This is a genomic window from Enterococcus sp. AZ177 (assembly GCF_050544585.1).
GTDB classification, from domain to species: domain Bacteria; phylum Bacillota; class Bacilli; order Lactobacillales; family Enterococcaceae; genus Enterococcus_L; species Enterococcus_L plantarum.
Map to the genome: position 1 here is coordinate 1,789,307 of NZ_CP172944.1, position 25,465 is coordinate 1,814,771.

Genomic DNA, 25,465 nt, shown 5'->3' on the forward strand with positions numbered 1-25,465 from the left:
AACATAAATAAATAGAGCAACGTAAACTAATTATCCGTTTACGTCACTCTATTTATTTTGTGTTCATTCTTGTTTTACCCTCTTGGCACATATACAAAAGCGGACAACTATGGCATTTAGGATTTCGTGCTAAACAGTGATAACGTCCGAAAAAAATCATTGTATGATGGGTTTTGACCCATAATTCTTTAGGAATTTTTCTCATCAATGTTCGCTCGACTTCCATCACATTGGCATCTAACTTGCAAATACGTAAACGCTTTGACACTCGTTCTACATGCGTATCAACCGCGATAGCTGGTTCACCAAAAGCATCTCCCATCACCACATTAGCCGTTTTACGACCAACACCGGGTAATGAAACTAGCTCTTCACGTGATTCAGGTACTTTTCCGTCAAACTGATCCAGTAATTGGGCAGCACACGCTTTAATATTCTTTGCTTTATTTCGATATAACCCGATCGTTTTGATTTTTTGAATGATATCTTCTAATGGCGCTGTTGCAAGTGCCTCTGGTGTTGGATATGCGGCAAATAATGCAGGTGTTGCTTTATTCACAGAAACATCTGTTGCTTGTGCACTTAAAATAACAGCAATCAATAGTTGAAATGGACTTTTATGGGTCAGCTCACATGCAGCATCTGGGAACATATCGTACATGATTTCTATTGCTTCCATCGTTTTTTCTTTAGAAAGCATTTATCTACCTCCTATTCACTATCTTCCGGATTAAGCCAATTATGAAGTGTCACTTTAGGAATTGGCTCATTTTGGGTCCCCTGTTGCTCGCTTTCCTTTTGAATCAACACTTGCTTCCGACGTTTTTGATCTTCCGCTACTTGCTCTTTCGTCGTAATATTTTTACGTTCCCAAGCCAACAAGATCCGATCGATATATTTTAAACTATACGCTTGATTTAACACTGCTTCTCTTAACGCTAGTCTGATAAGTTCAGGTTTATAATGATCTGTTTCTAACCACTGACCAATCATCTCCAGTTCTATTGGAGATAGTTGGCGACCAAACTCTTTTTCAAACCCTTGATAAAGTTGTTTGATTGTTTCTTCTGACGTCACTTCTTTTTCTTTTTCAGTTAGCTTTTGTTGCAAAAGATCAATTTTTTCGAAAATTGGGAATAAATCATACGTATCCATCATCTGACCTTGATCATTTTGTTTCGTTTCAATAACCAAAAAACCACGCGTTACAAGCTCATTCATCAATTTATAAATAACATCGATAGGTTTCCCCATCATTTGACTGATTTCAATTAAATCTGGAAATAAATCACCTTTTGATTGGGAACGGAACAACTGCAACCAAAATAAAAATTCTTCGTCTGTTAAACCAATTTTTTGATAATTCTCAATAACTAAATTGGAAACAGTCGTTTCACCGGCCTTCAGGTATTCGTTGATTGATAACATAACTGCTCCCTCGTTTCTGTTGCTTGCTAAAAAAGTTATTCATTTATTTTATAAACATCATAATAAATTGATTTCATATAGTCGATCAAGTATTGCGGATTCAACGCTTCACCTGTTGCATCTAAAATCAATTGATTTGGCTTTCTTGATGCGCCATATTGATGAATATGCTCTGTCAACCAGTTTTTGATCGATGAATAATCATCACTCGCTAACACCGCATCTACATCCATTTCTTGCCCCATTGCGTGGCGTAACTGAGCAGCGTACATGTAGCCTAAAGCGTATGATGGGAAATAACCAAAACTGCCACCAGACCAATGAACATCCTGTACGATTCCTTCTAAATCATTCTCTGGTCGGATCCCTAAATATTCCTCATATTTGTCATTCCAAATTTGAGGTAGATCATCAACTGAAACGCCCTCATTAAAAATCATTTTCTCAATTTCATAACGAATAATAATATGAAGTGGATACGTTAAACTATCTGCTTCAATTCGTACCAAGCTCGCTTTGGTCTCTTTTAAGGAATTATAAAAAGTATCAAAATCAATGTCGTCAAAAGTACCCTCTGTGCATTCTTTAAAAAACGAAAATTGTTTTTGCCAAAATTGTTTATTACTCCCGATAATAATTTCATTAAACAACGATTGAGATTCGTGAATCCCCATAGAAGCTCCTGTAGAAAGTGGCGTATAATCATATTTAGGGTCGATACTTTGCTCATAAATCCCATGACCTGCTTCATGAATGACCCCAAAAGTTGCCATTGAAAAATTGGTCTCATCCCAACGTGTAGTGATCCGTGCATCGTTACGATTTAAATCCAACATAAATGGATGAACCGTATCGTCTAAACGACCACGAGAAAAGTCATAGCCTAATTGCTCTGCCACTCCTATAACAAAAGTTCGTTGTTGCTCTTTCGTAACACGTCTAGATAAAAAGTCCGTACGAGGTACAGTCCCTTTTTCAGCTAATGTAGCTCTGATTTCCAAGATTCCAGTTTTTACTTGATCAAAAATCTGATCTAATTTTTCAACTGTCAATCCAGGTTCGTATTGATTCAATAAAACATCATAATTCGTTGCTTCCTCTTTTTTCCAATAAGGAATAAACTCCTTTAGGAAATCGATGATCGCTTGAATTTCGTTTTTCATCTCAGCAAAATCTTTTACGTTTCTGGCTTTCAACCAAGCTGTGTGAGCATTTGTTAATGCTGTATTGTACGCCTGCATCCGCTCAGCTGGTATACTATGGTTGAGTTCGTAATCTTCTTTGATCTTCTTATAAACAGCTAATCCAACCTCTGATAACTCATCTGAATGTGTGTCAAAATAGGCAAGAGCTTCTTGAACTTTTGGGCCCACACTGCGCTCAAATGACATACCCGATAAATAACCGACAGCTTCTCCTCTGAATTCACTGCTCGCTTCTGGCATACCAGTTTGACTATCCCATTCTAATAAACCTAAAGCTGCGTTTAACAACTCAATTTCTTTGATTTCTTGTAAAAATTCTTGTTCTTTCATGTCTCTTCACCTACTCTTCCCTTGGTTTTCTCGGTGGTCTTTCACCCCAGTATTGGAACAAATCAGTACGTAATGCACCATTGTATAACTTTCTTTTCTTCGTCGCTCTTGCACCGTAATATTGTTCAAACGTCAAATCACTCGTTAAAATATATTTGCTCCATGTTTTTAGTGGGCGGAATACTTCGCCCATTTCTTTATACAACTTACGTACAGATTCCTCTTCACCTAAACGCTCTCCATAAGGTGGATTCGCAACCATCACGCCATATTCTTTTTCCGTTGTAAAATCACGCAATGCTAACTGTTTAAACGTAATAGAATCGCCTAACCCGATTTCTTCTGCATTTGCTTTAGCGATTTCGATCATTTTTCCGTTGATATCAGATCCCATAATGTCTAATTCGACATCGTAATCTGCCTTTTCATCAGCTTCTTTGCGAACTTTTTCAAAAACAGCGGAATCAAACCAATCCCAAGTTTCACAGACAAACTCACGGTTAAAACCTGGTGCAATATTATGACCAATCAAAGCGGCCTCAATACAAATCGTACCCGAGCCACAAACAGGATCAAAAAACGGACGATCTTTGCGCCAATTCGTTAACGTCACTAAAGCCGCTGCCATATTTTCTTTTAATGGTGCCCCACCTTTTTCAATACGATAACCTCGTTTAAATAAACTTGGTCCAGTTGTATCGATCGTTACCGTTACATGATCTTTTAAAAGAGCAACTTCTAATTGAAAAAAGGCACCAGTTTCAGCTAAAGGCACTGTTGCTGGGCGATGATACACTTCTCTTAAACGATTAACGATTGCTTTTTTAGTGATTGATTGACAGTCTGGTGTGCTGTATAATTTAGATTTAATTGATTTTCCAGCCACAGGAAATTCTGCATCCATTGGCAAATAATCTTCCCAAGGCAACGCTTTGACTTTTTCAAATAATTCATCGAAGCTAAACGCATCAAATTCACCAACAATGATTTTGATGCGATCTGCTGTTCTAAGCCATAAGTTAGCCGTAGCGATTGTTTCCATTGTCCCTTCAAATAAAGCCTTACCATTTTCTACTTCACAAGGAATACCTAAATCTCTTAATTCTTTGCCTACTAATGCTTCTAAACCACTTGCAGCTGTTGCGACAAGTTTAAATGTTTTTTCTTTTGTCATTATATCTCCTCTTGTTCTTGTTATCGTTAAGAACTGCTCGTTACTCTATAATAAAACTTTGTTTGTCTCTTACTTTAAAAAAAGCCTTCACAACAAAGTTGGAAGGTCATCCTGAATACTTGTAATTTTCTGTAAGCCATGTTCTGTATCGAATGCCTCTCAGGGAAAGACACTCGACGGTCATCATCTATCTGCAGAAATCAATCTGCCTCTTCTACTCGTTCATTTCCTTTAGAAGAGTGCCCCTACCATTGTTTGGGTTGCTCGCTCGAGGGGTTTACCGCGTTCCACCAATCCCGTTTCCAAAATTGCTTCGTCACTGTGGCACTTTCAAGGGTACTTTGACATAGCCGAAACCTTAGTCATTTTTCCTGCCGTTACTTTAAAAAGTAAAATCAGCTCGTTTAAAAACTTGCAGACCTTACTAAATCAAGTACCTTAGCTTATGATTTCGCTAAGCACGAACACTACAGACATCTCAGTCTGTGCGAGCATGGACTTTCCTCAGCTTGAATAAATTCAAACCGCGATCACCCGAAAATTACAAAAAGTTTGATGCAATTAATTAAAATTGACGTGTTTCTGAGTTGTCTATTTCACGCTCATAAGAATTGTGTAAATTGCTGTCGTACGAATTAGAGTGGCTCATTCCTGAGATAGGATTAGAAACTGGTGTGTCATCCAATTTTTTGCCAAATACTTCGCGCTCTAAGTTTGACAGACGTTTTAGAATATCAAAATTTGTCACAGCTGCACTCTTAGGCATCTCTTGTCCGCCACGCGGTGGCATTGATTGTTGTACTTTAGATGCTTGATCAAGCTTCGCTAATAAACGATTGTTTTCTTCTTGTAATGTTAAAATTTCTTTGTTGTACGCTTCATAATCTTTGATTACGTTATCTAAAAATTCATCAACTTCAACCGGATCATAGCCGCGCATTTTTGTTTTAAATTCTTTTTGTAAAATATCTTTGGGACTGTATACTAAATTTGCCATACTTACACCTCATTATTTTCTTTGATTAGGATAAAAGTTCATAGTTCAACAGCATTATTGTATAGGAAAATCGTCAGAAAATCAAACAGATTCTCACTATTCCATCGAGTTTTGTAAATCATCCATTGTTATCAAGCGTATTTCATAAGGAAATCTTTCAGAAAAAAGTTCAGCATCCTTTAAGAAATACTCCGTTTTACCAGGATATTCTTTATCATAAACTAATAAACTAGCGCCAGAATGTTCCAATAAAAATTGGGTATGCATTTTTAATTGCGCTGGTGATTTATAGGGCTGATGGCTAACTGAATTCACATAATCTGCTAAGACTTCTATTTTTTCTAAATTTCCACGATTTTTCTCATTCCAGTTACTTCCAAAATCTTTAAAAGGATAAATAAGTCCTAATTTCAATTCTGGGTAATCATTTTTCAATTCGGCTACAACTTCTGCTGCCCAAATCTCTGTTCCAAGATTGCCAGAAACTAAAACCCACTCCAATCCAGTGTCCAAATAGCCCATAATTTCCTTTTTTAATACATTTTTAATAACTGTAATTTTAGGGTCATTGTCTTGAAAAGCCCCGATTTCAAAGCTTTTGTAACCAGTCACATAAAGTGTTTTTACGTTTTCCATAGACATTCCTTTTCTTTCATAAAGATTTTTTGTTATAATGTTGGCTAGGAGTGTGATAGAAATGGCTTTTCATTATCCTAATGGTACTCCCTATAACAATCATGAGGCACCCAAATCAAAAAAACAAGTAAAAAACCAAAAATCGATTCAATTTGGAAAACGTGGAATGGACTTTGAAGAAGAAATCAACAAAAGCAATGCGTATTATTTAATGCGCAATGAAGCGGTGATCCACAAAAAGCCCACTCCAGTTCAAATTGTTAAAGTTGATTACCCCAGCCGCAGTGCTGCCGTAATTAAGGAAGCTTACTTTAGACAAGCTTCCACAACTGATTATAACGGTGTCTACAATGGATATTATCTGGATTTTGAAGCAAAGGAAACGAAGAATAAAACCTCATTTCCTTTGAAAAACTTTCATCAGCACCAGATCGATCATATCCAACAATGTATGACTCAAAAAGGCATTTGCTTTGTTCTGTTGTGGTTTTCTTCATTGAACAGATGTTTCTTTTTTAGCGGAGAAAAATTAGTAACCTTTTGGTCAGAACAAGAAAGCACTGGAAAAAAATCATTGCCTTTAACTGTCATTGAAAAAAAGGGAATAGAAATCAACATCGGAATTGCGCCTAGAGTTCCTTACTTGGATGCAGTCAAGTTACATATTCAATCAAACAAAGGAGTTGCGATGAATGACAACTGATGAAATAGGATCACGTGCTGCAAGATACGGACGTACTTCGGCTTCTAACAGCACAGGAAACACACCCTCAAATGGCGGAAAAAAACCAAAGAAAAAACGAATTTTTCTAAAAATATTCTTGGGACTAGTTCTGCTTGGGGTTTTAGGTCTTTTAGCTGGTTTAGGTCTATTTTGGTCATACGCGAAGGATGCACCTAAATTAGAAGATGAAAAACTTAGCGCAACTGTTTCTTCAAAATTATACGATGCCAATAACGAAGTTTTTGAAGAATTAGGCGCTGAAAAACGTGAAATGATCAAACCAACAGATGTGCCGCAATTACTTAAAGATGCAGTCGTATCCGTTGAGGATAAACGTTTTTACAAACATAGTGGTGTTGACCCGATACGAATTTTAGGTTCTGCCTTTTCAAACTTTAAAACGGGTGGTCTTCAAGGTGGTAGTACGTTAACCCAGCAATTGATCAAGCTTTCGTACTTCTCTACAAAAGAAAAAGATCAAAATCTCAAACGAAAAGCGCAAGAAGCTTGGCTTGCTATACAATTAGAAAAAGAAAAATCAAAAGAAGAGATTTTAACTTACTATATCAACAAGGTCTATATGGCAAATGGTCTGTACGGCATGGAAACTGCGGCTCAATCTTATTACGGAAAACCGTTAGCTGAGCTAACTCTTCCTCAGACTGCTCTCTTAGCAGGAATGCCTCAGGCACCTAATGATTACGATCCATATGTTAAACCAGATGTAGCAAAAGAACGACGAGACGTTGTTTTATACACTATGAAAGAAAATGATAAGATCACACAAAAAGAATATGAAGATGCTAAAGCAACGCCGATCGATGACGGGCTACAACCTTTAAAACAATCAAACGAAAACCGTAAAGTCGTTGACAACTACATCAAAGAAGTTATCGCTGAAGTAGAAAGTCTAGGCAAAAATCCCTATACAGACGGTTTAGATATTCATACTAATCTTGATATGAACGCTCAAAAACGTCTTTATGACATCATCAATAGTGATACTTATGTAGACTATCCTGATGCAGATTTCCAAGTTGCTTCTACTGTGATCGACGTGAAAACAGGTCAAGTAAAAGCTCAGATCGGAGGTCGGAATATTCCAGATGATGTGCAATTAGGCTCGAATTTGGCAATTGAAACAGATCGTGATGTCGGATCAACAATGAAGCCAATAGCTGATTATGGCCCTGCTATTGAAAACTTAAACTATTCAACTGGTCGTATTATGATGGATCAACCGACTACTTATGAAGGAACCAATATTCCTGTAACTAATGCGGATATGCAGTATTATGGTGCTTTGACGATGCGTAAAGCGATTATGTATTCTCGAAATACAACGGCCATTCAAACGTTCGATGCCGTTGGTAGTGATAAATCAGCCGATTTCCTTAAAGATTTAGGCATTGAGTTCAAAGATTTTGTTGCGGCAAATGCAATTTCTAGTAATACCAGTGATTTAGGTGGCAATAAATACGGTGTATCTTCCTTGAAATTAGCTGCAGCATATGCTGCTTTTGCAAATATGGGTGTCTACAATAAACCTTATTACGTAAGCAAAGTAGTTTATCAAGATGGCTCCGAAGATGTAACTGAAACTGAAAGTAAACGTGCTATGAAAGATTCAACAGCCTATATGATGACCGATATGCTTAAAGATGTCATCTCTGGCGGTACAGCTTTTAATGCAGGAGTTCCTGGGTTGATTCAAGCTGGAAAAACTGGGACTGCCAATTATACAGAAGATGATCTTGCTAAAATAGGTGCCTCTGCATCGTCTAGTATTGCTCCTGACAGCACGTTTGTTGGTTATACACCACATTATGCTGTTTCTGTTTGGACAGGCTATAAACAGCGATTAACACCCATTCCTTACGAATATTGGGGAACGGCTTCTGATGTGTACCGAGAAATGATGACTTACTTATCTGAAGGTGTCTCCACTGACGATTGGGTCATGCCAGATAGTGTTATACGATCTGGTAGTGAATTATATGTTAAAGGAGCCTATGAAGAACAATTATTACCTTCAAATTCTGGTTATGAAAGTTCGTCGTCATGGGAAAATCCTGTAAGTTCTGATCCAGGGACTACTAGTAGTTCTACCGTCCCTTCACAGACCGAACCATCAGTATCCCAATCTAGCGAAGCGCCAGCTACTTCTACTCAACAAACAGAGCCTTCGTCATCAACAACGCCACCTGAGGTGACACCACCGAGCTCTGACCCTCCAGAAGAGTCGTCTACGCCTCCAGTTGTGCAAAATAATTCAGCTAGAAGAAGACCCTCTCCAGACTGATACAAATTAAAAAGGTCCGATACCTCATTTAGAGGTATTGGACCTTTTTTTGTTATTGGTTATTTAAAGACGCTTCAACAAATCCTTTGATCAAATGCTGTGGTCTATTTGGTCTAGAAATCAATTCTGGATGGAATTGGCACGCAACAAAGAATTTCTTCTCTGGTAATTCAACAATTTCAACTAAGCGGTTATCTGGTGACACACCTGAAAAGACTAACCCATTTTCTTCAAATAATTCACGGTATTTATTGTTAAACTCATAGCGATGACGGTGACGTTCTTGCACAACTTCTTGTCCTTCATAAGCTGCTGCTGTAACCGTACCTTTTTTAAGTTTACATGGATACAAGCCTAAACGTAATGTCCCACCTAAATTCTCAACATTTTCTTGGTCTGCCATCAAATCAATAATATTGTTAAGAATATCAGGATTATTCTCAGCAGAACCAGCATCTTCAAGTTTTACAACGTTACGAGCAAATTCAACGCAGGCCATTTGCATTCCCAGACAAATACCTAAAAATGGTACATCGTTTTCACGAGCAAAGCGAATCGCTTCGATTTTACCTTCTACTCCACGATCACCAAAACCGCCTGGTACAAGGATTCCATCAGCATCTTTTAAAATCTCTGCAACGTTTTCTTCCGTCAATTCTTGTGAGTCGATCCAATCGATTGCAATATCAGAATCAAATGCAAAACCTGCATGCTTCAAGGCTTCAACCACTGAAAGATAGGCATCAGGAAGTTCTACATATTTACCAACCAAGGCAATTCTAGTTGTTTTCTTCAAGCCTAATACTTTTTCTTCCAATGCACGCCATTCGGTCATATCAGCAACTGGAGCTTCTAATTTTAAATGATCGCAGACAATTTGATCCATATTTTGTGCCTGGAGCGCCAACGGAATAGAATAAAGCGTTTCGACATCACGTGACTCAATAACCGCTTCTGGTTCCACATCACAGAATTGAGCTAATTTATTTTTTGTTCCTTGAGAAACGGGTAATTCTGTACGAACAACTAAAATATTTGGTTGAATCCCTAAACTGCGTAATTCTTTTACGCTATGTTGTGTTGGTTTAGTTTTCATTTCGCCAGCTGCTTTTAAGTAAGGGATCAATGTTGTATGGATGTACATCACATTATCACTTCCTACTTCTGCTTTCATTTGGCGTAATGCTTCTAAAAATGGTAAAGATTCAATATCGCCAACTGTACCGCCAACTTCGGTAATAATGATATCAGCGTCTGTCATGCTAGCTGCACGCATGATTTTATCTTTGATTTCATTTGTAATGTGCGGAATAACTTGGACAGTTGCGCCTAAATACTCACCTTTACGCTCTTTTCTAAGTACTTCTGAATAAATTTTTCCTGTTGTGACATTTGAATATTTATTTAAGTTGATATCAATAAATCGTTCATAGTGACCAAGATCTAAGTCTGTTTCGGCACCATCGTCTGTGACAAAAACTTCTCCATGTTGGTAAGGACTCATTGTTCCTGGATCCACATTAATATATGGATCAAATTTTTGAATCGTTACTTTTAAGCCACGATTTTTTAATAATCGTCCTAAAGATGCTGCGACAATTCCTTTACCGATTGAAGAAACTACGCCGCCTGTAACAAAGATATATTTTGTCATAATATAAAAAACCCTTTCTCGAAATAGATTTGTAGAGAGAAGTGAACAACGAACAGCTTACTTTTGCAAACATAAAAAACAAAAGCTCCCTATCCAAAAAGAATAGGGAGCTGGAATTTGTTGTAAACTTCTGACCTTCTCAAAGGTGCCCAAGTAGTATAATACAAGCAAATCTAATTAAGGTCAAGCATTTCTGTTAGAAGATTTTTGGTTTTTTAGCAAACTTTTACACCTTGGCTCAATTATTCTTTGATGTAAGCATTTTTATAAGTGCTAGTTGCTCCAAAGTTGTGATAATCGATCCCTTCAACACCTGGTCGAACTAATTGTCCTCTGGCTTGTTGGTATAATGGAATTAAAGCAACATCTTCTTCTACTAAGACTTTTTCTGCGGCAATCAAGGTTTCCCAACGTTTTTCAGGTTCATTCGCATATTTGTTAGATGCTTCATCGATCAATTGATCATATTTTTCACTATGGTAACTAGTTTTATTTTTTGTACTAACCGAGCTTTCTAAAAATGTCATTGGATCTTGGTAATCAGGTCCCCACATGCTAACAGAAAGTTCATAGTCTCCTTTTTTCATTAGTTCGATTGAATTATTTAAAGGAACTGTCTTTACATTGATTTTTAACCCTGGCAATGTTTTTTCTAATTGCCCTTGAATAAACTCTGCGACTTTCTTGTCACCATCGCCGTCTTTAGACAATAGTTCAATCGTTACATCTCCATTTAATTCTTTTTTCGCTTTATCTAAATAGTCGTTCGCTAATTTTTCATCTGTTTTGACTAAATTTCCCGCTTCTTTTCTAAAGTCTTCTCCTGTTTCAGGATTAGACACAAAATCTTTTGGAATATAGCCATAAATGTCTTTTGAACCATCAGCTAAAATATTCTCTACTAAACTTTTTTTATCAAGAGCATAGGCAATCGCTTTACGAACATTTTCATTTGCAAAAATCGATGGTTTGTCATTTCTTTTTTGATTCATTCTTAGAGAATAAACCTTAGATCGTTGAATGGCTTCGTAGTCTGGATTGTCTTTATTTTGTTTGGCAAAATCTCCTGTAAGGATCGCCACATCTAATTCGCCAGATTCATACAAATTGAAGACCGTATTCGTTTCTTTTAAGACTTCAAAATGAATTTTTTCTGATTTGACTTTGTCTGCATCGTAGTAATTCGGATTTTGAACTAGATCCCAAGACATTGACGATTGGTCCCAGTTTTCCATCAAGAAGGGGCCATTAGAAACGATATTGTCACTGGATGTTCCGTATTGCTTACCTTTTTCCGTCACAAACTTTTCATTTTGCGGGAAAAAAGGTGAAAATGCTAGTAAAGAGGTGAAATAGGTGACAGGTTTTTCCATTTTGATTTCAAGCGTATAGTCATCTAAGGCCTTCACGCCTAATTCATCAGCTGATTTTTCTTCATTCACAATCTCAGTTCCGTTAAGAATCGTACCATCCATCAAGAAAAAGTAATTAGCTTGATTTTTGGGATCAGCCATTTTTTTCCATGCAAAAACAAAATCATTGGCTGTTACGTTATCTCCATTTGACCACTTTGCATCCTCTCTTAATTTAATTTTATATGTCTTACCATCTTCGGAAATTTCGGGCATTTCTTTCGCTACTGCTGGAATAACATTGTCTTTTTCATCTAATTGATACAATCCCTCAAAAACGTTAGATTGAGCATTTACACTCGGCTCATCTTGTGTGAAAATCGTGTCCATCGATCCCACTTCTGAAGCTTCCATTAAATTGAGCACTCTCGATGATTTTTGACCGGTTGATGTCTTGTTGTTTGTACTATCTGCTGCTTTATTGCTTGTATTTCCCCCGCAAGCTGAAAGCAACAGCACCGTTGTAATCAATGTCATACTTTGTTTTAACCCTTTTTTCATACGTTCCACCTTTTCCTTCACATTTTTTATTTTATACAAGTTCCTCCATTGAAATTAACTCTTGTTGTACCTCTAAGTAAGCATATGGAAGACCTTGGTTTTCATATTCGAATTCTCCACGTTGATTGTCGATTGGATCTGCTCGTAAAAATCGTTTTGGCGGATTGAAATCTTGTTGAATCTCACTATTGGCAGGCATTCTGAAAATATCTAGATTGCCAAAATAATAATTCCAACGATCTAAATCCCCATTCCGACGTGCCCCACCACCAAAAGATAAATCAGCGAAAACCCAACCATACGGTGCCACGTAAAATTGCGCCCAGTCATGACAACCGGTGTAGTATTGCGATACATACAGCCCTGACTGCCATTTTGCGGGGATATTAGCCATTCGGCATAACGTAATGAATAGAATCGCTTGAACGCCACAGTCCCCTTTTAAATTAACAGCAGCATACTCTGAAATATTTTCGATCGTAAAATACTCCCGCATAAATGAATAATTGACTTTTGTTGTGATAAAATCATAGATTTTTCGTGCTTTTTTTATTGGATTCGTTTCACCAGATAGAATTTCATCCAGTAACTGTTCCAAATATGGTGTAAAACGAATGTGTGGCAATTCTTCACTTAATTCAAATTCAGGTTGTAAATCAGATGATTTTTCTGGATCTAGTTCTACATAATCTACTTGATTTATGTAGCTATACTCTACTGAAAAAATTTGATTTTCTTCTAAAACCGTTTCAAAATAAACAGTTCGTTGCGCTGTGTTTTCCGGTGCAATGAACGTAGCTTTAGGGGTCGTGTTTAAAATCTCGATATCTGATACTTGTTTACACTCTTTTGGCAAAGGTAAATACACTTTGACCGTTTCTCCTGGACGTTCGTACTCTTTTTTCACTTGAATACTCGTTTTTAAATGGATTCTTACTTTTCTGCTTCCTTTTCCTTTCATTTGTTGAACATTTTGAGTCAGCTCTTGCTTTCGTAAACAATCCACTTCACTGTCTTCTTTTACAATTAATCTTGCTTCATAATCAGCTTGAGTCTTGATTAGATTCAGTAAAAAGCGACGTTGAAAATGAATCTTTCCATCAATATAAAGCCAGTCTACTTTTCCAGTTTCTTTTAGTTTCGTTAATTCGTGGTCTTGATACTCTTTGAATGTTTCTTTCATCATTTTATTCGCCTCGTTAAAATCAAACGGATACTCATTGATTCCAACAATTCGAATAATGTCTTGCTCTATTTCCAAACGCTTTCTCAATGCAACTGGAAGTTCAGTTGATAGTAAGTGTTCAATCAATTTTTCAGCACCTTCAAAATCACCATAGGCTTTTAACTTAACGATGTCTTCGGGTAATGGGACACTCATAAATTTTAAATCGTAATACATAAGACACTCACCTTTCTTATTTACTCAAACCTAAACCAGCTTTATCAGATAATGAAATTAGACTAGTAGCTTCCAATCCTACACCACCAGGTATTGCCACTTCATTCAGTCCAAAGGTTGCATCTAAATCTGCTCTCGTGATGTTTTTAGTTGCTGCCGCTAAATGAGCTGCGGCAGTCACACCAATATTTGTTTCTTCTACCATACATCCAATCATACATTCGACTCCAGCTGCTTCACAAATACTATTGATTTTAAGGGCTTCATGAATCCCACCACACTTCATCAATTTAATATTCACAAAGTCAACAGCACGTGCTTTAATCAAACGCAACGCATCTTTGGAATTAAAACAGCTTTCATCTGACATGATGGGTGTTGATACATTATTTGTAACAAAAGTCAGCCCTTCAATATCGTAATAAGCCACTGGCTGTTCTACTAATTCAATTCCATACTGTGATAGATGATTAATAGTATTGACAGCTTCTTTCGGCTTCCAAGCTTGATTAGCATCTAAACGCAGATTTATATTAGAACCAACCGCATCTCTGATTGTTTTAATGCGAGCGATATCCGCTGTAAAACCTGTTCCTACTTTGATTTTTAAAGTGTCAAACCCCTGTGAAACTGCTAATTTTGCTTTTTCAGCCATTCTTTCTGGATCATCGATTCCAATGGTCATATCTGTCCTGACATTCGAATCAAAACCGCCTAAAAGTTTATAAACGGGCAGATTTGCCTTTTTTCCAAATAAATCATAACAAGCAATATCGACCGCAGTCTTCGCAGAAGGCGCAAGTGCCGCCACAGAATTCATTAAACTATGAATTTTCTCAGTATCTAAGGGATCAACACCTATTAATTGCTTTTCAAATAATTGAATACATTCTGCTGTTCCTTTTAGTGTTTCACCTGTAATTAAAATTCCTGGTGACCCTTCACCATAGCCTATAATTCCTTCATCTGTTTCAATTTCAACTATTGCACTCATTGAATGGTCAATCGTTCCCAACGAAATCGTGATTGGTTCTTTTAACTTTACTGATTTTGGCGCTACGTTGATTTTTGTTATTTTCAATTCATTTCCCCCAATATTCACTTTAATCCGACAGCTTGTTTTTATACTAAATTCTAATTATTCTCAAAAAAACTAAATCAACCTAAAGGGAACAATAAATACACTTTTTTTAATTTTGAATTAATTTCTTCTACAAAAATTGAATTATTGGTTACAATTTTAAGTTTACTCTATGTAAATGTCAACATAATAATGAGATTATAGTGTGTTTTTTTTAATCAAATAGTAAGTACTTGTAATTTTTTGATGAATCCGAGATAATATGAAGAAAAAAAGGACTCTAAACAAAGGACGGCTATAAATGGAATTTAGGAAAATCAAGAATTTAAGGAAAGAACAAAGGATCACTTTGACTGAACTAGGTGAAAAGACAGGATACTCCGCCAGCTTCTTGTCGCAAATTGAACGCGGTATTAATCGCCCGTCACTTGAAGCATTGAGAAAAATTGCTGACGCACTTGGTGTTACTGTGGCTTCACTTTTAGCCAATGAAGCACCTCAGGTTATGCAAGATAATGAACCCTCTAAAAATGGATACAAAGTTATTCGAAACTCTTCTGGTACAATTTATAATCCATGGCAAACAAACTCAACGTATTATGATACTTTGTTTAATTTACCAGTACATACAAATAATATGGTCATCTCAAAAATTTATATTGATGCGCAATCATCATCAAGTGGTAAAAAAATTGCACATAATCTTTGTGAGATCAATTACGTTATAAAAGGAGAAGCAACCATCGAACTAAAAGATGACGTTCTTATTTTACATGAGGGAGATGCGATATTTTTAGAAGCCTATACGCAACATAATATCGTAAATGCAACCGAAAATGAGTTGATGCTGTTTACTATGCAATTTTAAATTTTCGTCAGCAATCCCCAACTAATTGCACTGACCAATCCCTTTTTATTGAAAAAGATTCTCATTTACAAAGCATTTAAAAAAAGGTATCATATGGAAAGAACAAACTGTAAAGGGGTGCCGTGTAAGCTCATACGAAGTAATTCATATAGAGTCATCGGACGACTACAAAAAGGAGTAGATACAATGACTGAACTAAACCAAGAATGGTCTGCTGAAGAAATTGAAGATATCAAGGAACAAATTTTAACCGCTCTGGAAACCGTAATCGATCCTGAACTTGGAATCGATATCGTTAATTTAGGATTGATTTATGAAATTGACTTTGCACAAAATGGCGATACTGTTGTCAAGATGACTTTAACTACTATGGGGTGTCCCTTAGCTGATGTCCTGACTGAACAGATCCATGAAGCATTAAAAGAAATTCCAGAAGTAAAAAATCCAGAGGTGAAATTGGTTTGGTATCCAGCTTGGACAACGGATAAAATGTCACGTTATGCTCGAATCGCTTTGGGTATTCGTTAAATCTTTAATAGTCAGTAGCAAGAGTCAAGGTGATGAAACATAATCACTCTGACTCTCTTTTTACTTTCAGTACGTATTGCAAAAAAAAGCATTACTGTAAATGCCCATTACAAGAGCATTTGCAGTAACACCTTTCAATAAACCTATTTATTTTTTGTTTGCTTTCAATACAGCATTTAACATGATGACTCCCGTAACAATTGTTGTTACAGCCTGCAATAATTTGATTTTGTCCATTCCTTTTGATTTAACGGTCATAATAACCCTCCTGTTGTTTATAAATCCATACTACAACTAGAATGATTTCATTACCAATGACACGCTTTACTGACTGATAATAAAAACGCCAATAATAATCAAAATCACAGCTAGAACTTTTCGAATACTCAGTTTTTCTTTGAAAATAAAATAGCTAATAATAACGGTCCAAACATATGTCAATGATGTCATGGGAAAAGCAATTGAATAGTCTAAAAATTTTAATAGAACAATATTAGTTACAGCACTTAAAATGTACAAAAATGACCCTAAATAAATCCAACCATTCCTCAATACCAATTTGAGACTTAATTGGGGCAGATCATTCATCCCTTTTTTCAAAGCCAACGCACCTGCACTGCCTGAGAAGGTTGTAATGACCAAAATCGTCAAAATTGCTGCGTAATCCATCATATTTTCTCCTCGTTTACTTCAATGCCTAAAAGAATCGAACCTATAATGATAAATCCTGTTCCTAATATTTTATACCACGTAATATGTTCATTTAAAAATAATGCCCCTAAAACGATTGACAGCGCAAAACCCAAACTCATCATTGGTTGTAAAATAGAGACTTCACCGTAGCGGAACGCCACCATCATAAAAAACATCCCAGCACCGGCAGCTACGAAACCAATCGCATATAAAAAGAGTGCATAACTCCCCGTGCCATCAGCACCAAATTTCCACGCCAACTGACCTAAACTACTCAATGTAGCCGCAATAAGAATCAACAGAATCCCTAAGCTCAACTTTTGTTGTTTATTTCTAGCATCCATATGATTTCTCCTCTCCTAACAATAACGATGAATAAATTCAAAAACAGTCGCAAAATAATGTTCTGGTTCATAGATAAAAGAAGACAAATGCGGCGCTTTTTCAATAATCAAACTTTCCTTCACCCCTGTAGTTGCCTCTATATTTTCATAGAGCATTTGATGAGGAACAAACTTGTCCCCAGTACCATGAATAAATAATATCGGCAACTTATTCTTAGCCAACTGCGCGACAGAAGAAGCTTCTTTAAGTGAATAGCCTACTTTCTTTTTTGCTAATACATTGGCAATTGTCAAAATCGGAAATGCGGGTAATTTAAATGCCGATCGTAACATAGCACCAAACTCGCTATAGACCGAGGAATACCCACAATCTAACACTAGTCCTTTTATATTTTTTGGCAAAGATTCTCCACTTGTCATCATCACTGTTGAGGCCCCCATCGAACCGCCAAACAACACAATCTCTGCTGTCGGTTCAAATGCAATCACTTCTTGAACCCATTTTAATAAGTCTAAACGATCAAGCCACCCCATTCCAATGATATTTCCTGTGCTTTTGCCATGTGCTCTTAAATCAGGAACCAAAATATTATATTGTTGCTCTGAAAACTTAGAGGCAACATAGGCCATATCGCGCTGTCCAAACGAACGATAACCATGAACACAGATTACCCATTTTTTACTTTCAGGATGCGGAATGATCAAGCGACTATATAGTTTCTCTCCGTCTGTTTCTATCCAATGATCTTTTGCAAATGATTGTTGCCAAAATATGTCCCCTTGCTGCTTTTGTTTCTCTTCAGTAAGGTCATAATGAGATTTTCCTTTATTAAAATTATCTGGATTCATCATTTTATGCCCTGTCTTGTCATACCAATTGTTATGTCTAAAAAGTGCTACATTTAAGAAAAAATTCGCTGCATAAATGGAAATTCCAATAATCAAAATCGCAAAAACAACTAGAATCAATACAATCCATATCAAACGAGACACCTCTATTCTGAAAATTTAATTCCTTATTTAATTATACTCTTATTTAAGAAAAAGAGTATGAATGTACTCAAAACAAAAAAGGTGTAGGATATGACTCTACGAGTCACACCCTACACCTAAGGAATCCGGACAAACAGTGAAAGCAGAAGCAACTACCGTGCTTTGCTTCTATCACATCAAATTCTTATTGCTTTAGCACCTAGAAATGGATTGAAAATGAACACGTTGTCCCAACCTCTTAAAATTCTTATTATTCGCAATCCAATGCAATCAAATCTTCATACGTTTCGCGACGAATCACGAGTTTATCTTGACCGTTTTCTACAAAAACAACAGCAGGTTTTAGATTACGATTATAATTATTTGCCATTGAGTAACCATATGCCCCTGTGCTTGTCATAGCAAATAAATCTTCTGGTTTTAGAGGAGGCAACTCGATAGTTTTAATTAAAATATCTCCCGATTCACAATATTTACCGACAATTCTCATTTCTTCTGGCGTCTCTTTACTAATTCTGTTTGCTAAAAATCCATCATAAATTGCATCGTATAAAGCAGGACGAATATTATCCCCCATTCCACCATCTACTGATACATAGTGACGTACATCTGGAATGACTTTTTGTGAGCCAACTGTATAAATCGTTGTGCCTGCTTCGGCGATAATGCTCCGACCAGGTTCAATCCAGATTTCAGGAAATGTATAATCTAACAATTCGCACTGCCCTTTTACTGCATTGACGATAGCTTTAACAAATGCTTCTGGTTCTAGTGGATCATCTGCTTCTGTATACTGCACACCAAAACCACCGCCCATATTTAAAACATCGACCGTATAGTTAAATGCTTTTTTCCAGTCATTTAAGATGAGTAACATTTTTTCAACAGCAGCTAAAAACCCTTCAGCAGAAAAAATTTGTGAACCTATATGACAATGAGCTCCTTTTAAAATTAAACGCTCATCAGCCAAAATTTTTTCTAGTGCTTGAGTTGCTTGTCCACTATTTACATCGAAACCAAATTTAGAATCTTCTTGTCCAGTTAAGATATATTCATGCGTTTCGGCATCTACACCTGGTGTAATACGAAACATGACGTGTTGTTTCTTCCCAGTTTCTTTTAAAATAGCACTTAATAGCTCAATTTCATAAAAATTATCAATAATGATCATCCCTACACCTTGTTCAACTGCATAGAGTAGTTCTTCTTTAGTCTTATTATTTCCATGAAATTCTATATTCTTAGGTGACATACCACCCTTAATTGCCGTAAAGATTTCTCCAGCAGAAACCACATCACACCCAAGTTCTTCTTCTTCTAAAAGTTTATACATTGCTAAACAGCAAAATGCTTTACTTGCGTATATAACCTTATTTTTTACGCCTAAAGAGTTAAACGTTTGTTTAAACCCTCTTGCACGTTCTCGAATATGGGCAACATCATAGACAAATAATGGCGTTCCATATTTCTCAGCCAAACGAACGGTATCACATCCACCAATCGTTAAATGCTCTTGTTCGTTAAATTCTGCCGTTCCAACTAATAGTGGCATCTCTTCACCTTCTTCAATGGATTTATTAAAAATAATAGCATAAAAATGAAAAACTTCCTATCTCTTTTTCACTCATTTCTAAAAAGGTAACCTACATTTTTAGTAATTGTTTATATAACTCTTCCCCTAACCCTTTCATCCCATCTTTTGCCGGTTGATTTCCAAAAAGAATGACCAGATTTTTATTCCCCTGATCGCCATAAATAATTGTTCCATAACCACCTAAACTACCTTCTGAATATTTCAGGCCATCATAATAGATCATCCCTGACTGATACCCTTGTGCCTTAACATTTGCAAGTTGCTCATATTCATCTTGGTCAAAAAGTTTCCCATTGGTTAAACTTTGAAGAAAGACCCAAAAGTCTTTCGTTGACATATACATATTACCAGCACCTAACAAACTAGAAAATAATTTTTCATTTGCAGGTGAAGGATCCGCTTGGTAATCCTTTTCTCTATAAAAATAAGGAATCGGTATTGTTTCTTTTTTTGGTAAATCGTCCCAAAAATAAGTATGTTTCAATGACAACTTATCGATTACTCTTTTTTGCACAACTTGATCATAGGGTTGTCCTGTTACGTTGGAAATAATGCCAGCAAGCAAGGTATAGTTACTATTAGTGTAATGAAACTCTTTACTTTCTACCACAATCAAAGTTGCTAAAACATGATTTATCTGGGTTTCCTGATTGATCAAAAGCGTTTCAGGTTCTTCTTCTGCCATACTAATACCTGAATTGTGATCAAGCAATTGCTGAATCGTAATTGTCTGACTTGAGGTGATTTCCGGATAAAAACGATCTAAAGTAGTATCTAATGTAAGTTTTCCTTCTTTCACCAACTCTAAAATAAGCGCGCCTGTGATTATTTTCTGTAAAGAAGCAATTGGAAAAATACCATCTTTTTTATTTGGACGCTTATTCTGTGCATCTGCATATCCGTAACTTTGTTGATAAAAAATCTGATCTTTTTTGACAAGCAAAGCCGAACCTTGAAAATGGGCTTTATTGATTATCTGATTGATTTTATTTTTATTGTCAGAGCTCGCAATATCGTCTTTTTGATTCAGTTGTTGCTTTTCTGATAAATGATTTACAAAAACACGATTTTCTTTATTAAAATACCAACTCGCTAACAGGAGCATAAGTAATAAAACCACCCCTCCTGCAATGGACCATTTCCACCGCATTCCCATCTCGTTCCCTTCTTTCTTGAGCCACGTTCAATAAATTATACCATCTACTGAAAAAAAGCAGACTCCTAAGAAAAAAGAATTAAAAAAGGACTAAAACAACCGCTTTAAAAGTCATCTTAGCCCTTCTCTTTTTTTATAGTTCTTGGGCAATCGTCAATATAGCAGCTGGAATTCTATATGGTGAACAAGAGATATAATCTACACCCATTTTTTTCAAAAAGTGAATCGTTTGAGGGTCTCCGCCTACTTCACCACAGACGCCGATTTTAATCGTCGGATCAAACGCTCTAATTTTATCTACAGCCATTTTCATCAAGGTACCCACGCCTTCTTCATCGATGTGCTGAAATGGATCTTCTTTTACTAACAGTTTATCTTGATAGACTCCGATAAATTTACCAGAATCATCACGTGAAAAACCATATGTCAATTGCGTTAAATCATTCGTTCCAAAGCTGAAAAAATCAGAAACTTCAGCTATTTTTCCAGCTGTTAAACAAGCTCTAGGTATCTCTAGCATCGTCCCAATTTTATACGGAATAATTTGGTCCATTTTGGCAAAAATCGTTTGGATGGTTTGCTCTAAGTGCTTTCTTAGAAATGCTAGCTCTTCTTTACTACCGATTAGAGGAATCATGATTTCTGGTGCAATATTTAGTGTTGCATCTTTTTGACTAACTTCTATTGCGCTTTCAATAATGGCCGCTACCTGCATTTCATAGATTTCAGGGGTTGTAATAGCTAAACGACAACCACGATGTCCAAGCATAGGATTTTGCTCGTGTAGTTCTTCAATACGATGCTTAATTTCACTGGTTGTGCGTTGTGTTGCATTTGCTAAATGAAGGATGTCTTCCTTCTGTCTGTGGTAAAAATTCATGCAACGGTGGATCTAGCAAGCGGATCGTGCAAGATTTTTCTTTCAATACAGTAAACATTGCACGAAAATCATTTTTTTGAAATTCTTTAAGTCGCTCTAAAGGAGACAGCAGTGCTTGCTTGTTTTCCGCAAGAATCATTTTACGCATTTCACTTATTCTTTCTTCTCCGAAAAACATATGCTCTGTTCTTACTAAACCAATTCCATGTGCACCTAATTTCAGGGCTGTTTTAATGTCGGTTGGCGTTTCTGCATTCGCCTTAACATCGATACTTGCTCCTTCTTTTGCCCAGTTCGTGACGGTTTTTAATAACTGCCATTCATCCCCTTCAATGTACGGAATGCTACCAAGATAGATGGTTCCTGTTGTTCCATCGACTGAAATGGTATCTCCTTGACGGACTAAAACATCGCCTACTCTTGCTTGTGTTAAAAACTGATCTACATAGACTTCTTCACACCCAACAACACAACAAACCCCCATTCCTCTGGCTACGACAGCCGCATGAGAAGTCATTCCACCTCTAGAAGTCACGATTGCTTCACTTACCACCATACCTTCAATGTCTTCAGGAGAGGTTTCTTGACGGATCAAAATAACTTTTTCACCTTGTTCGCTCGCTTTTTTTGCTTGTTCTGCTGTAAAATAAACAGCCCCATTAGCAGCACCTGGGCCGGCAGGTAACCCTTTCGCAAAAACCACCGCATTTTTTAGTTCATTTGGTTCAAAAACAGGATAAAGTAACCGAGTGATCATCGTTGGATTAATTCGTTTGATCGCTTCATTTTTTGATATTATGCCTTCTTCAACTAACTGAATACAGATTTTAAACGCGGATTTAGCCGTTCGTTTTCCAGTTCTAGTTTGCAAAAGATAAAGCTGCCCATTCTCTATCGTAAATTCGATATCTTGCATATCTTTGTAATGACTTTCCAGCAAATGGCTCAACGTTAAAAATTCTTGATAAACATCTGGCATCAACGTTTCAAGTGCACTGATTGGTTTAGGTGTTCGTATACCGGCAACGACATCTTCTCCTTGGGCATTTAATAAAAATTCACCGAAAATTCCTTTCTCTCCTGTTGCAGGATTTCTAGTGAATGCAACACCTGTCCCACTTTTGACACCAAAATTGCCAAAAACCATCTCTTGAATATTGACTGCCGTTCCCAATGAATCAGATATATCGTGTAAACGACGGTAAGTAACCGCTCTACGGTTATCCCATGAACGAAAAACAGCTTCCACAGCTGACATTAATTGCTCGTATGGATCTTGTGGGAATGCTTGATGTGTTACCTCAAGAAAAATATTTTTATACACCGCTACCAATTTTTGCCAATCTTTCGCTTGCATCTCAGAGTCTAATAGGTATCCTTTTTTCTCTTTGTAAAATTCAAGCTGTTGATCAAAGCGATTTTTATCGATCCCGCAAACGACGTCACCATACATTTGAAGAAGTCTCCGATAACAATCAAAAGCAAAACGACTATCACCTGTTTTTTGACTTAATCCTAAAACCGTTTCATCATTTAACCCTAAATTCAAAATAGTGTCCATCATACCAGGCATTGAGAATTTTGAACCACTTCTCACAGAAACTAACAAGGGTTCTGAAGAGTCGCCTAATCTCTTCTTCGTTCGTTCCTCCATACTCAAAACATGTTGATGTATTTCTGAGTGAATATCCGTTGACATCGTTTCCTTCTTTTTTAAGTACTCTAAACAAGCTTCAGTTGTGATCGTAAATCCTGTTGGAACCGGGAGATTCATTTTTGTCATTTCAGCTAAATTTGCCCCCTTACCTCCTAATAAATCGGCTTGTTCTTTACTACCCTCTGAAAAATCAATTACATATCTCATAAAAAAATTCTCCTTTTCGCGTTTTATAGTGTATCACATTTAACTTAAAAACGATTATATAGTGTGTATTATTCATTGTCAACTTGTATTAGTATGGCTTATTTTTATTGTTGCTTTATTTTTATAAGAAATATATAATAATTAGTGTGTCATATTAAGAAAGTAGGTCGATAAAATGAAACTTACCTCAAGACAATTGGAGATCATCAAGATCGTTAAGGAAAATGAACCAATCAGTGGTGATAATATTGCAAAAACACTTGGTTTAAGCCGAGCAACCCTGCGAAGTGATTTAGCTATTTTGACGATGACTGGTTTGCTTGATGCTAGACCAAAAGTTGGTTATTTTTATACGGGTCAGGCAATTGAGCCCTTACTTTATGAAAGACTCTACAAAAAAACAGTCGAAGATATTATGCTGCCGCCAATACTTATCCATCAAAGTACAACGGTTTATGACGCTGTCACAAATTTATTTATGTACGATGTTGGTTCATTATATGTTAAAGATGACAATGATGAATTGATTGGTGTTCTATCACGTAAAGACTTACTACGTGCTGCTATTAGTAATCCTAATACTGAAAAGACACCCGTTGCGATGATTATGAGTCGCATGCCAAACATCATCACGATCCATCGTGATCGCACGATTTTAGAAGCCGGTAGTCTTTTGATGCAACACAATATCGACACCATACCCGTTGTTGAAACCAATCAACCGAAGAAAGTCATAGGAAAAGTGACAAAAACTAGAATAATGTCTTACTTTATTCATGCTGGCAACGATATTGAAAAAGAAAACTATTGATGATCTGTGAGAATGAAATAAAAAATACTCACGTATCAAACCTCAAAAATTAGGAGAGTGCATACATGCAAAAAAAAAAAATCAATATTTATTTAGTATCAGATTCAGTTGGAGAAACGGCTCAAAAAATCATTTCAGCCGTCTCAGCTCAGTACCCGAGTATTGATATGAGCGATATTCAACGTTTTCCATTTATCACAGATGAAGAATTATTGAAACCTATTTTGAGAGACGCTTTACATGACAAAGCTGTTGTTGTTACGACATTAGTGAATAAAAAACTAGTACTTTTAGTCAAAGACTTTGCTCAACGAACTGGATTACAGTTTGTCGATTACATGAGCCCACTAAGTGAGATTGTGGAAGGAACGTTTGGCATTCAACCATTACAAGAACCAGGTGCCATCCATAAATTGAACGAGCAATATTTCAGCCGAGTTTCAGCCATCGAATTTGCAGTCAGATACGATGATGGCAAAGATTCAAAGGGCTTTTTAGAAGCTGATTATGTATTATTGGGTGTTTCTCGTACGTCTAAAACACCATTAAGCATGTACATGGCTAACCGAAATCATAAAGTTGCCAATTTACCATTGATTCCAGAAGTTCCTTTACCAGCTGAATTGGATCAAATCAATCCTAAAAAAATCATTGGTTTAACAACTAGTATTGATAGTTTGATGAACATCCGTAAATCTCGTTTACATTCATTAGGCTTAAAAGAAGATTCAGCCTACACGAATGCCGATCGAATTCAAGAAGAACTAGACTATGCTACTAGCATTTTCGAAAAATACAACGCTCTTGTGATAAATGTTGATAAGAAATCGATTGAAGAAACAACAACCATCATCGAAGACTTAACCCAAAATAAATAACAAGGAGTCC

Annotated in this window: 21 protein-coding genes, 1 other RNA gene and 1 pseudogene; 6 read left to right on the forward strand and 17 right to left on the reverse strand. The window is 36.6% G+C overall.

The window, feature by feature from the left end; genetic code table 11:
• Positions 1–52: 52 nt before the first annotated feature.
• The 7 genes from nth to IGJ34_RS08765 form a co-directional block, all read right to left on the reverse strand.
• Positions 53–700 carry an endonuclease III gene (gene nth / locus IGJ34_RS08735; RefSeq protein ID WP_430597240.1) on the reverse strand — a complete coding sequence of 216 codons (648 nt, stop codon included), beginning with the start codon at positions 698–700 and terminating at the stop codon, positions 53–55.
• Between the two features lie 11 nt (positions 701–711).
• Entirely contained in the window at positions 712–1,428 is a 717-nt protein-coding gene (locus IGJ34_RS08740) for a DnaD domain protein (RefSeq protein ID WP_430597241.1), read from the reverse strand.
• A gap of 35 nt (positions 1,429–1,463) precedes the next feature.
• Positions 1,464–2,963: a carboxypeptidase M32 gene (locus IGJ34_RS08745; RefSeq protein ID WP_430597242.1), complete on the reverse strand. Its 1,500-nt coding sequence runs from the start codon at positions 2,961–2,963 to the stop codon at positions 1,464–1,466.
• Positions 2,964–2,973: 10 nt separating this feature from the next.
• A complete protein-coding gene (locus IGJ34_RS08750; RefSeq protein WP_206834838.1) occupies positions 2,974–4,137 on the reverse strand; it encodes a THUMP domain-containing class I SAM-dependent RNA methyltransferase in 1,164 nt (387 codons plus the stop codon).
• 127 nt (positions 4,138–4,264) lie between these two features.
• An RNA gene (gene rnpB / locus IGJ34_RS08755) (RNase P RNA component class B) lies at positions 4,265–4,679 on the reverse strand.
• Positions 4,680–4,702: 23 nt separating this feature from the next.
• Positions 4,703–5,134 (reverse strand): cell division regulator GpsB, encoded by a 432-nt coding sequence (gpsB, locus tag IGJ34_RS08760; RefSeq protein ID WP_069654763.1) that lies wholly within the window; start codon positions 5,132–5,134, stop codon positions 4,703–4,705.
• A gap of 96 nt (positions 5,135–5,230) precedes the next feature.
• On the reverse strand, positions 5,231–5,770 hold the full coding sequence (locus tag IGJ34_RS08765; protein WP_069654762.1) for a DUF1273 domain-containing protein: 540 nt from the start codon (positions 5,768–5,770) through the stop codon (positions 5,231–5,233).
• Positions 5,771–5,831: 61 nt separating this feature from the next.
• On the opposite strand from IGJ34_RS08765, the gene recU reads away from it, so the two are divergent.
• A complete protein-coding gene (gene recU / locus IGJ34_RS08770) occupies positions 5,832–6,473 on the forward strand; it encodes a Holliday junction resolvase RecU (RefSeq protein ID WP_069654761.1) in 642 nt (213 codons plus the stop codon).
• A complete protein-coding gene (locus IGJ34_RS08775) occupies positions 6,463–8,796 on the forward strand; it encodes a PBP1A family penicillin-binding protein (RefSeq protein ID WP_069654760.1) in 2,334 nt (777 codons plus the stop codon). Before recU ends, IGJ34_RS08775 begins: the two co-directional genes overlap by 11 nt.
• 52 nt (positions 8,797–8,848) lie before the next feature.
• On the opposite strand, the gene IGJ34_RS08780 is transcribed toward IGJ34_RS08775, so the two are convergent.
• The 4 genes from IGJ34_RS08780 to IGJ34_RS08795 all read right to left on the reverse strand — a co-directional run bounded on the left by IGJ34_RS08780 (position 8,849) and on the right by IGJ34_RS08795 (position 14,846).
• Positions 8,849–10,450 carry a CTP synthase gene (locus IGJ34_RS08780; RefSeq protein ID WP_111247828.1) on the reverse strand — a complete coding sequence of 534 codons (1,602 nt, stop codon included), beginning with the start codon at positions 10,448–10,450 and terminating at the stop codon, positions 8,849–8,851.
• Positions 10,451–10,692: 242 nt separating this feature from the next.
• Entirely contained in the window at positions 10,693–12,363 is a 1,671-nt protein-coding gene (locus tag IGJ34_RS08785) for a peptide ABC transporter substrate-binding protein (protein ID WP_206834833.1), read from the reverse strand.
• A 31-nt stretch (positions 12,364–12,394) separates the two neighbouring features.
• Positions 12,395–13,765 carry a transglutaminase-like domain-containing protein gene (locus IGJ34_RS08790; protein ID WP_430597243.1) on the reverse strand — a complete coding sequence of 457 codons (1,371 nt, stop codon included), beginning with the start codon at positions 13,763–13,765 and terminating at the stop codon, positions 12,395–12,397.
• Positions 13,766–13,781: 16 nt separating this feature from the next.
• A complete protein-coding gene (locus IGJ34_RS08795; RefSeq protein ID WP_430597244.1) occupies positions 13,782–14,846 on the reverse strand; it encodes a dipeptide epimerase in 1,065 nt (354 codons plus the stop codon).
• A gap of 301 nt (positions 14,847–15,147) precedes the next feature.
• On the opposite strand from IGJ34_RS08795, the gene IGJ34_RS08800 reads away from it, so the two are divergent.
• Together IGJ34_RS08800 and IGJ34_RS08805 are read left to right on the forward strand one after the other, a co-directional pair.
• Positions 15,148–15,714 carry a helix-turn-helix domain-containing protein gene (locus IGJ34_RS08800; RefSeq protein ID WP_069654756.1) on the forward strand — a complete coding sequence of 189 codons (567 nt, stop codon included), beginning with the start codon at positions 15,148–15,150 and terminating at the stop codon, positions 15,712–15,714.
• Positions 15,715–15,900: 186 nt separating this feature from the next.
• Entirely contained in the window at positions 15,901–16,242 is a 342-nt protein-coding gene (locus tag IGJ34_RS08805; RefSeq protein ID WP_069654755.1) for a metal-sulfur cluster assembly factor, read from the forward strand.
• A gap of 324 nt (positions 16,243–16,566) precedes the next feature.
• On the opposite strand, the gene IGJ34_RS08810 is transcribed toward IGJ34_RS08805, so the two are convergent.
• The 6 genes and pseudogenes from IGJ34_RS08810 to ppdK form a co-directional block, all read right to left on the reverse strand.
• A complete protein-coding gene (locus tag IGJ34_RS08810; RefSeq protein WP_240485874.1) occupies positions 16,567–16,911 on the reverse strand; it encodes an EamA family transporter in 345 nt (114 codons plus the stop codon).
• A complete protein-coding gene (locus IGJ34_RS08815) occupies positions 16,911–17,279 on the reverse strand; it encodes an EamA family transporter (protein WP_430597245.1) in 369 nt (122 codons plus the stop codon). Before IGJ34_RS08815 ends, IGJ34_RS08810 begins: the two co-directional genes overlap by 1 nt.
• A gap of 15 nt (positions 17,280–17,294) precedes the next feature.
• A complete protein-coding gene (locus tag IGJ34_RS08820; protein WP_430597246.1) occupies positions 17,295–18,263 on the reverse strand; it encodes an alpha/beta hydrolase in 969 nt (322 codons plus the stop codon).
• 259 nt (positions 18,264–18,522) lie between these two features.
• On the reverse strand, positions 18,523–19,824 hold the full coding sequence (gene lysA, locus IGJ34_RS08825) for a diaminopimelate decarboxylase (protein WP_069654751.1): 1,302 nt from the start codon (positions 19,822–19,824) through the stop codon (positions 18,523–18,525).
• Positions 19,825–19,915: 91 nt separating this feature from the next.
• Complete coding sequence (locus IGJ34_RS08830; protein ID WP_083241816.1) at positions 19,916–21,022, reverse strand: serine hydrolase domain-containing protein; 1,107 nt, start codon at positions 21,020–21,022, stop codon at positions 19,916–19,918.
• A 133-nt stretch (positions 21,023–21,155) separates the two neighbouring features.
• A pseudogene (gene ppdK, locus IGJ34_RS08835) lies at positions 21,156–23,766 on the reverse strand (pyruvate, phosphate dikinase).
• A gap of 175 nt (positions 23,767–23,941) precedes the next feature.
• Between ppdK and IGJ34_RS08840 the strand changes: the two are divergent.
• Positions 23,942–24,577, forward strand: a complete 636-nt coding sequence (locus tag IGJ34_RS08840) for a helix-turn-helix transcriptional regulator (protein WP_069654749.1) — start codon at positions 23,942–23,944, stop codon at positions 24,575–24,577.
• Between the two features lie 65 nt (positions 24,578–24,642).
• Positions 24,643–25,455: a pyruvate, water dikinase regulatory protein gene (locus tag IGJ34_RS08845; protein ID WP_430597247.1), complete on the forward strand. Its 813-nt coding sequence runs from the start codon at positions 24,643–24,645 to the stop codon at positions 25,453–25,455.
• The last annotated feature ends 10 nt before the right edge of the window (positions 25,456–25,465 follow it).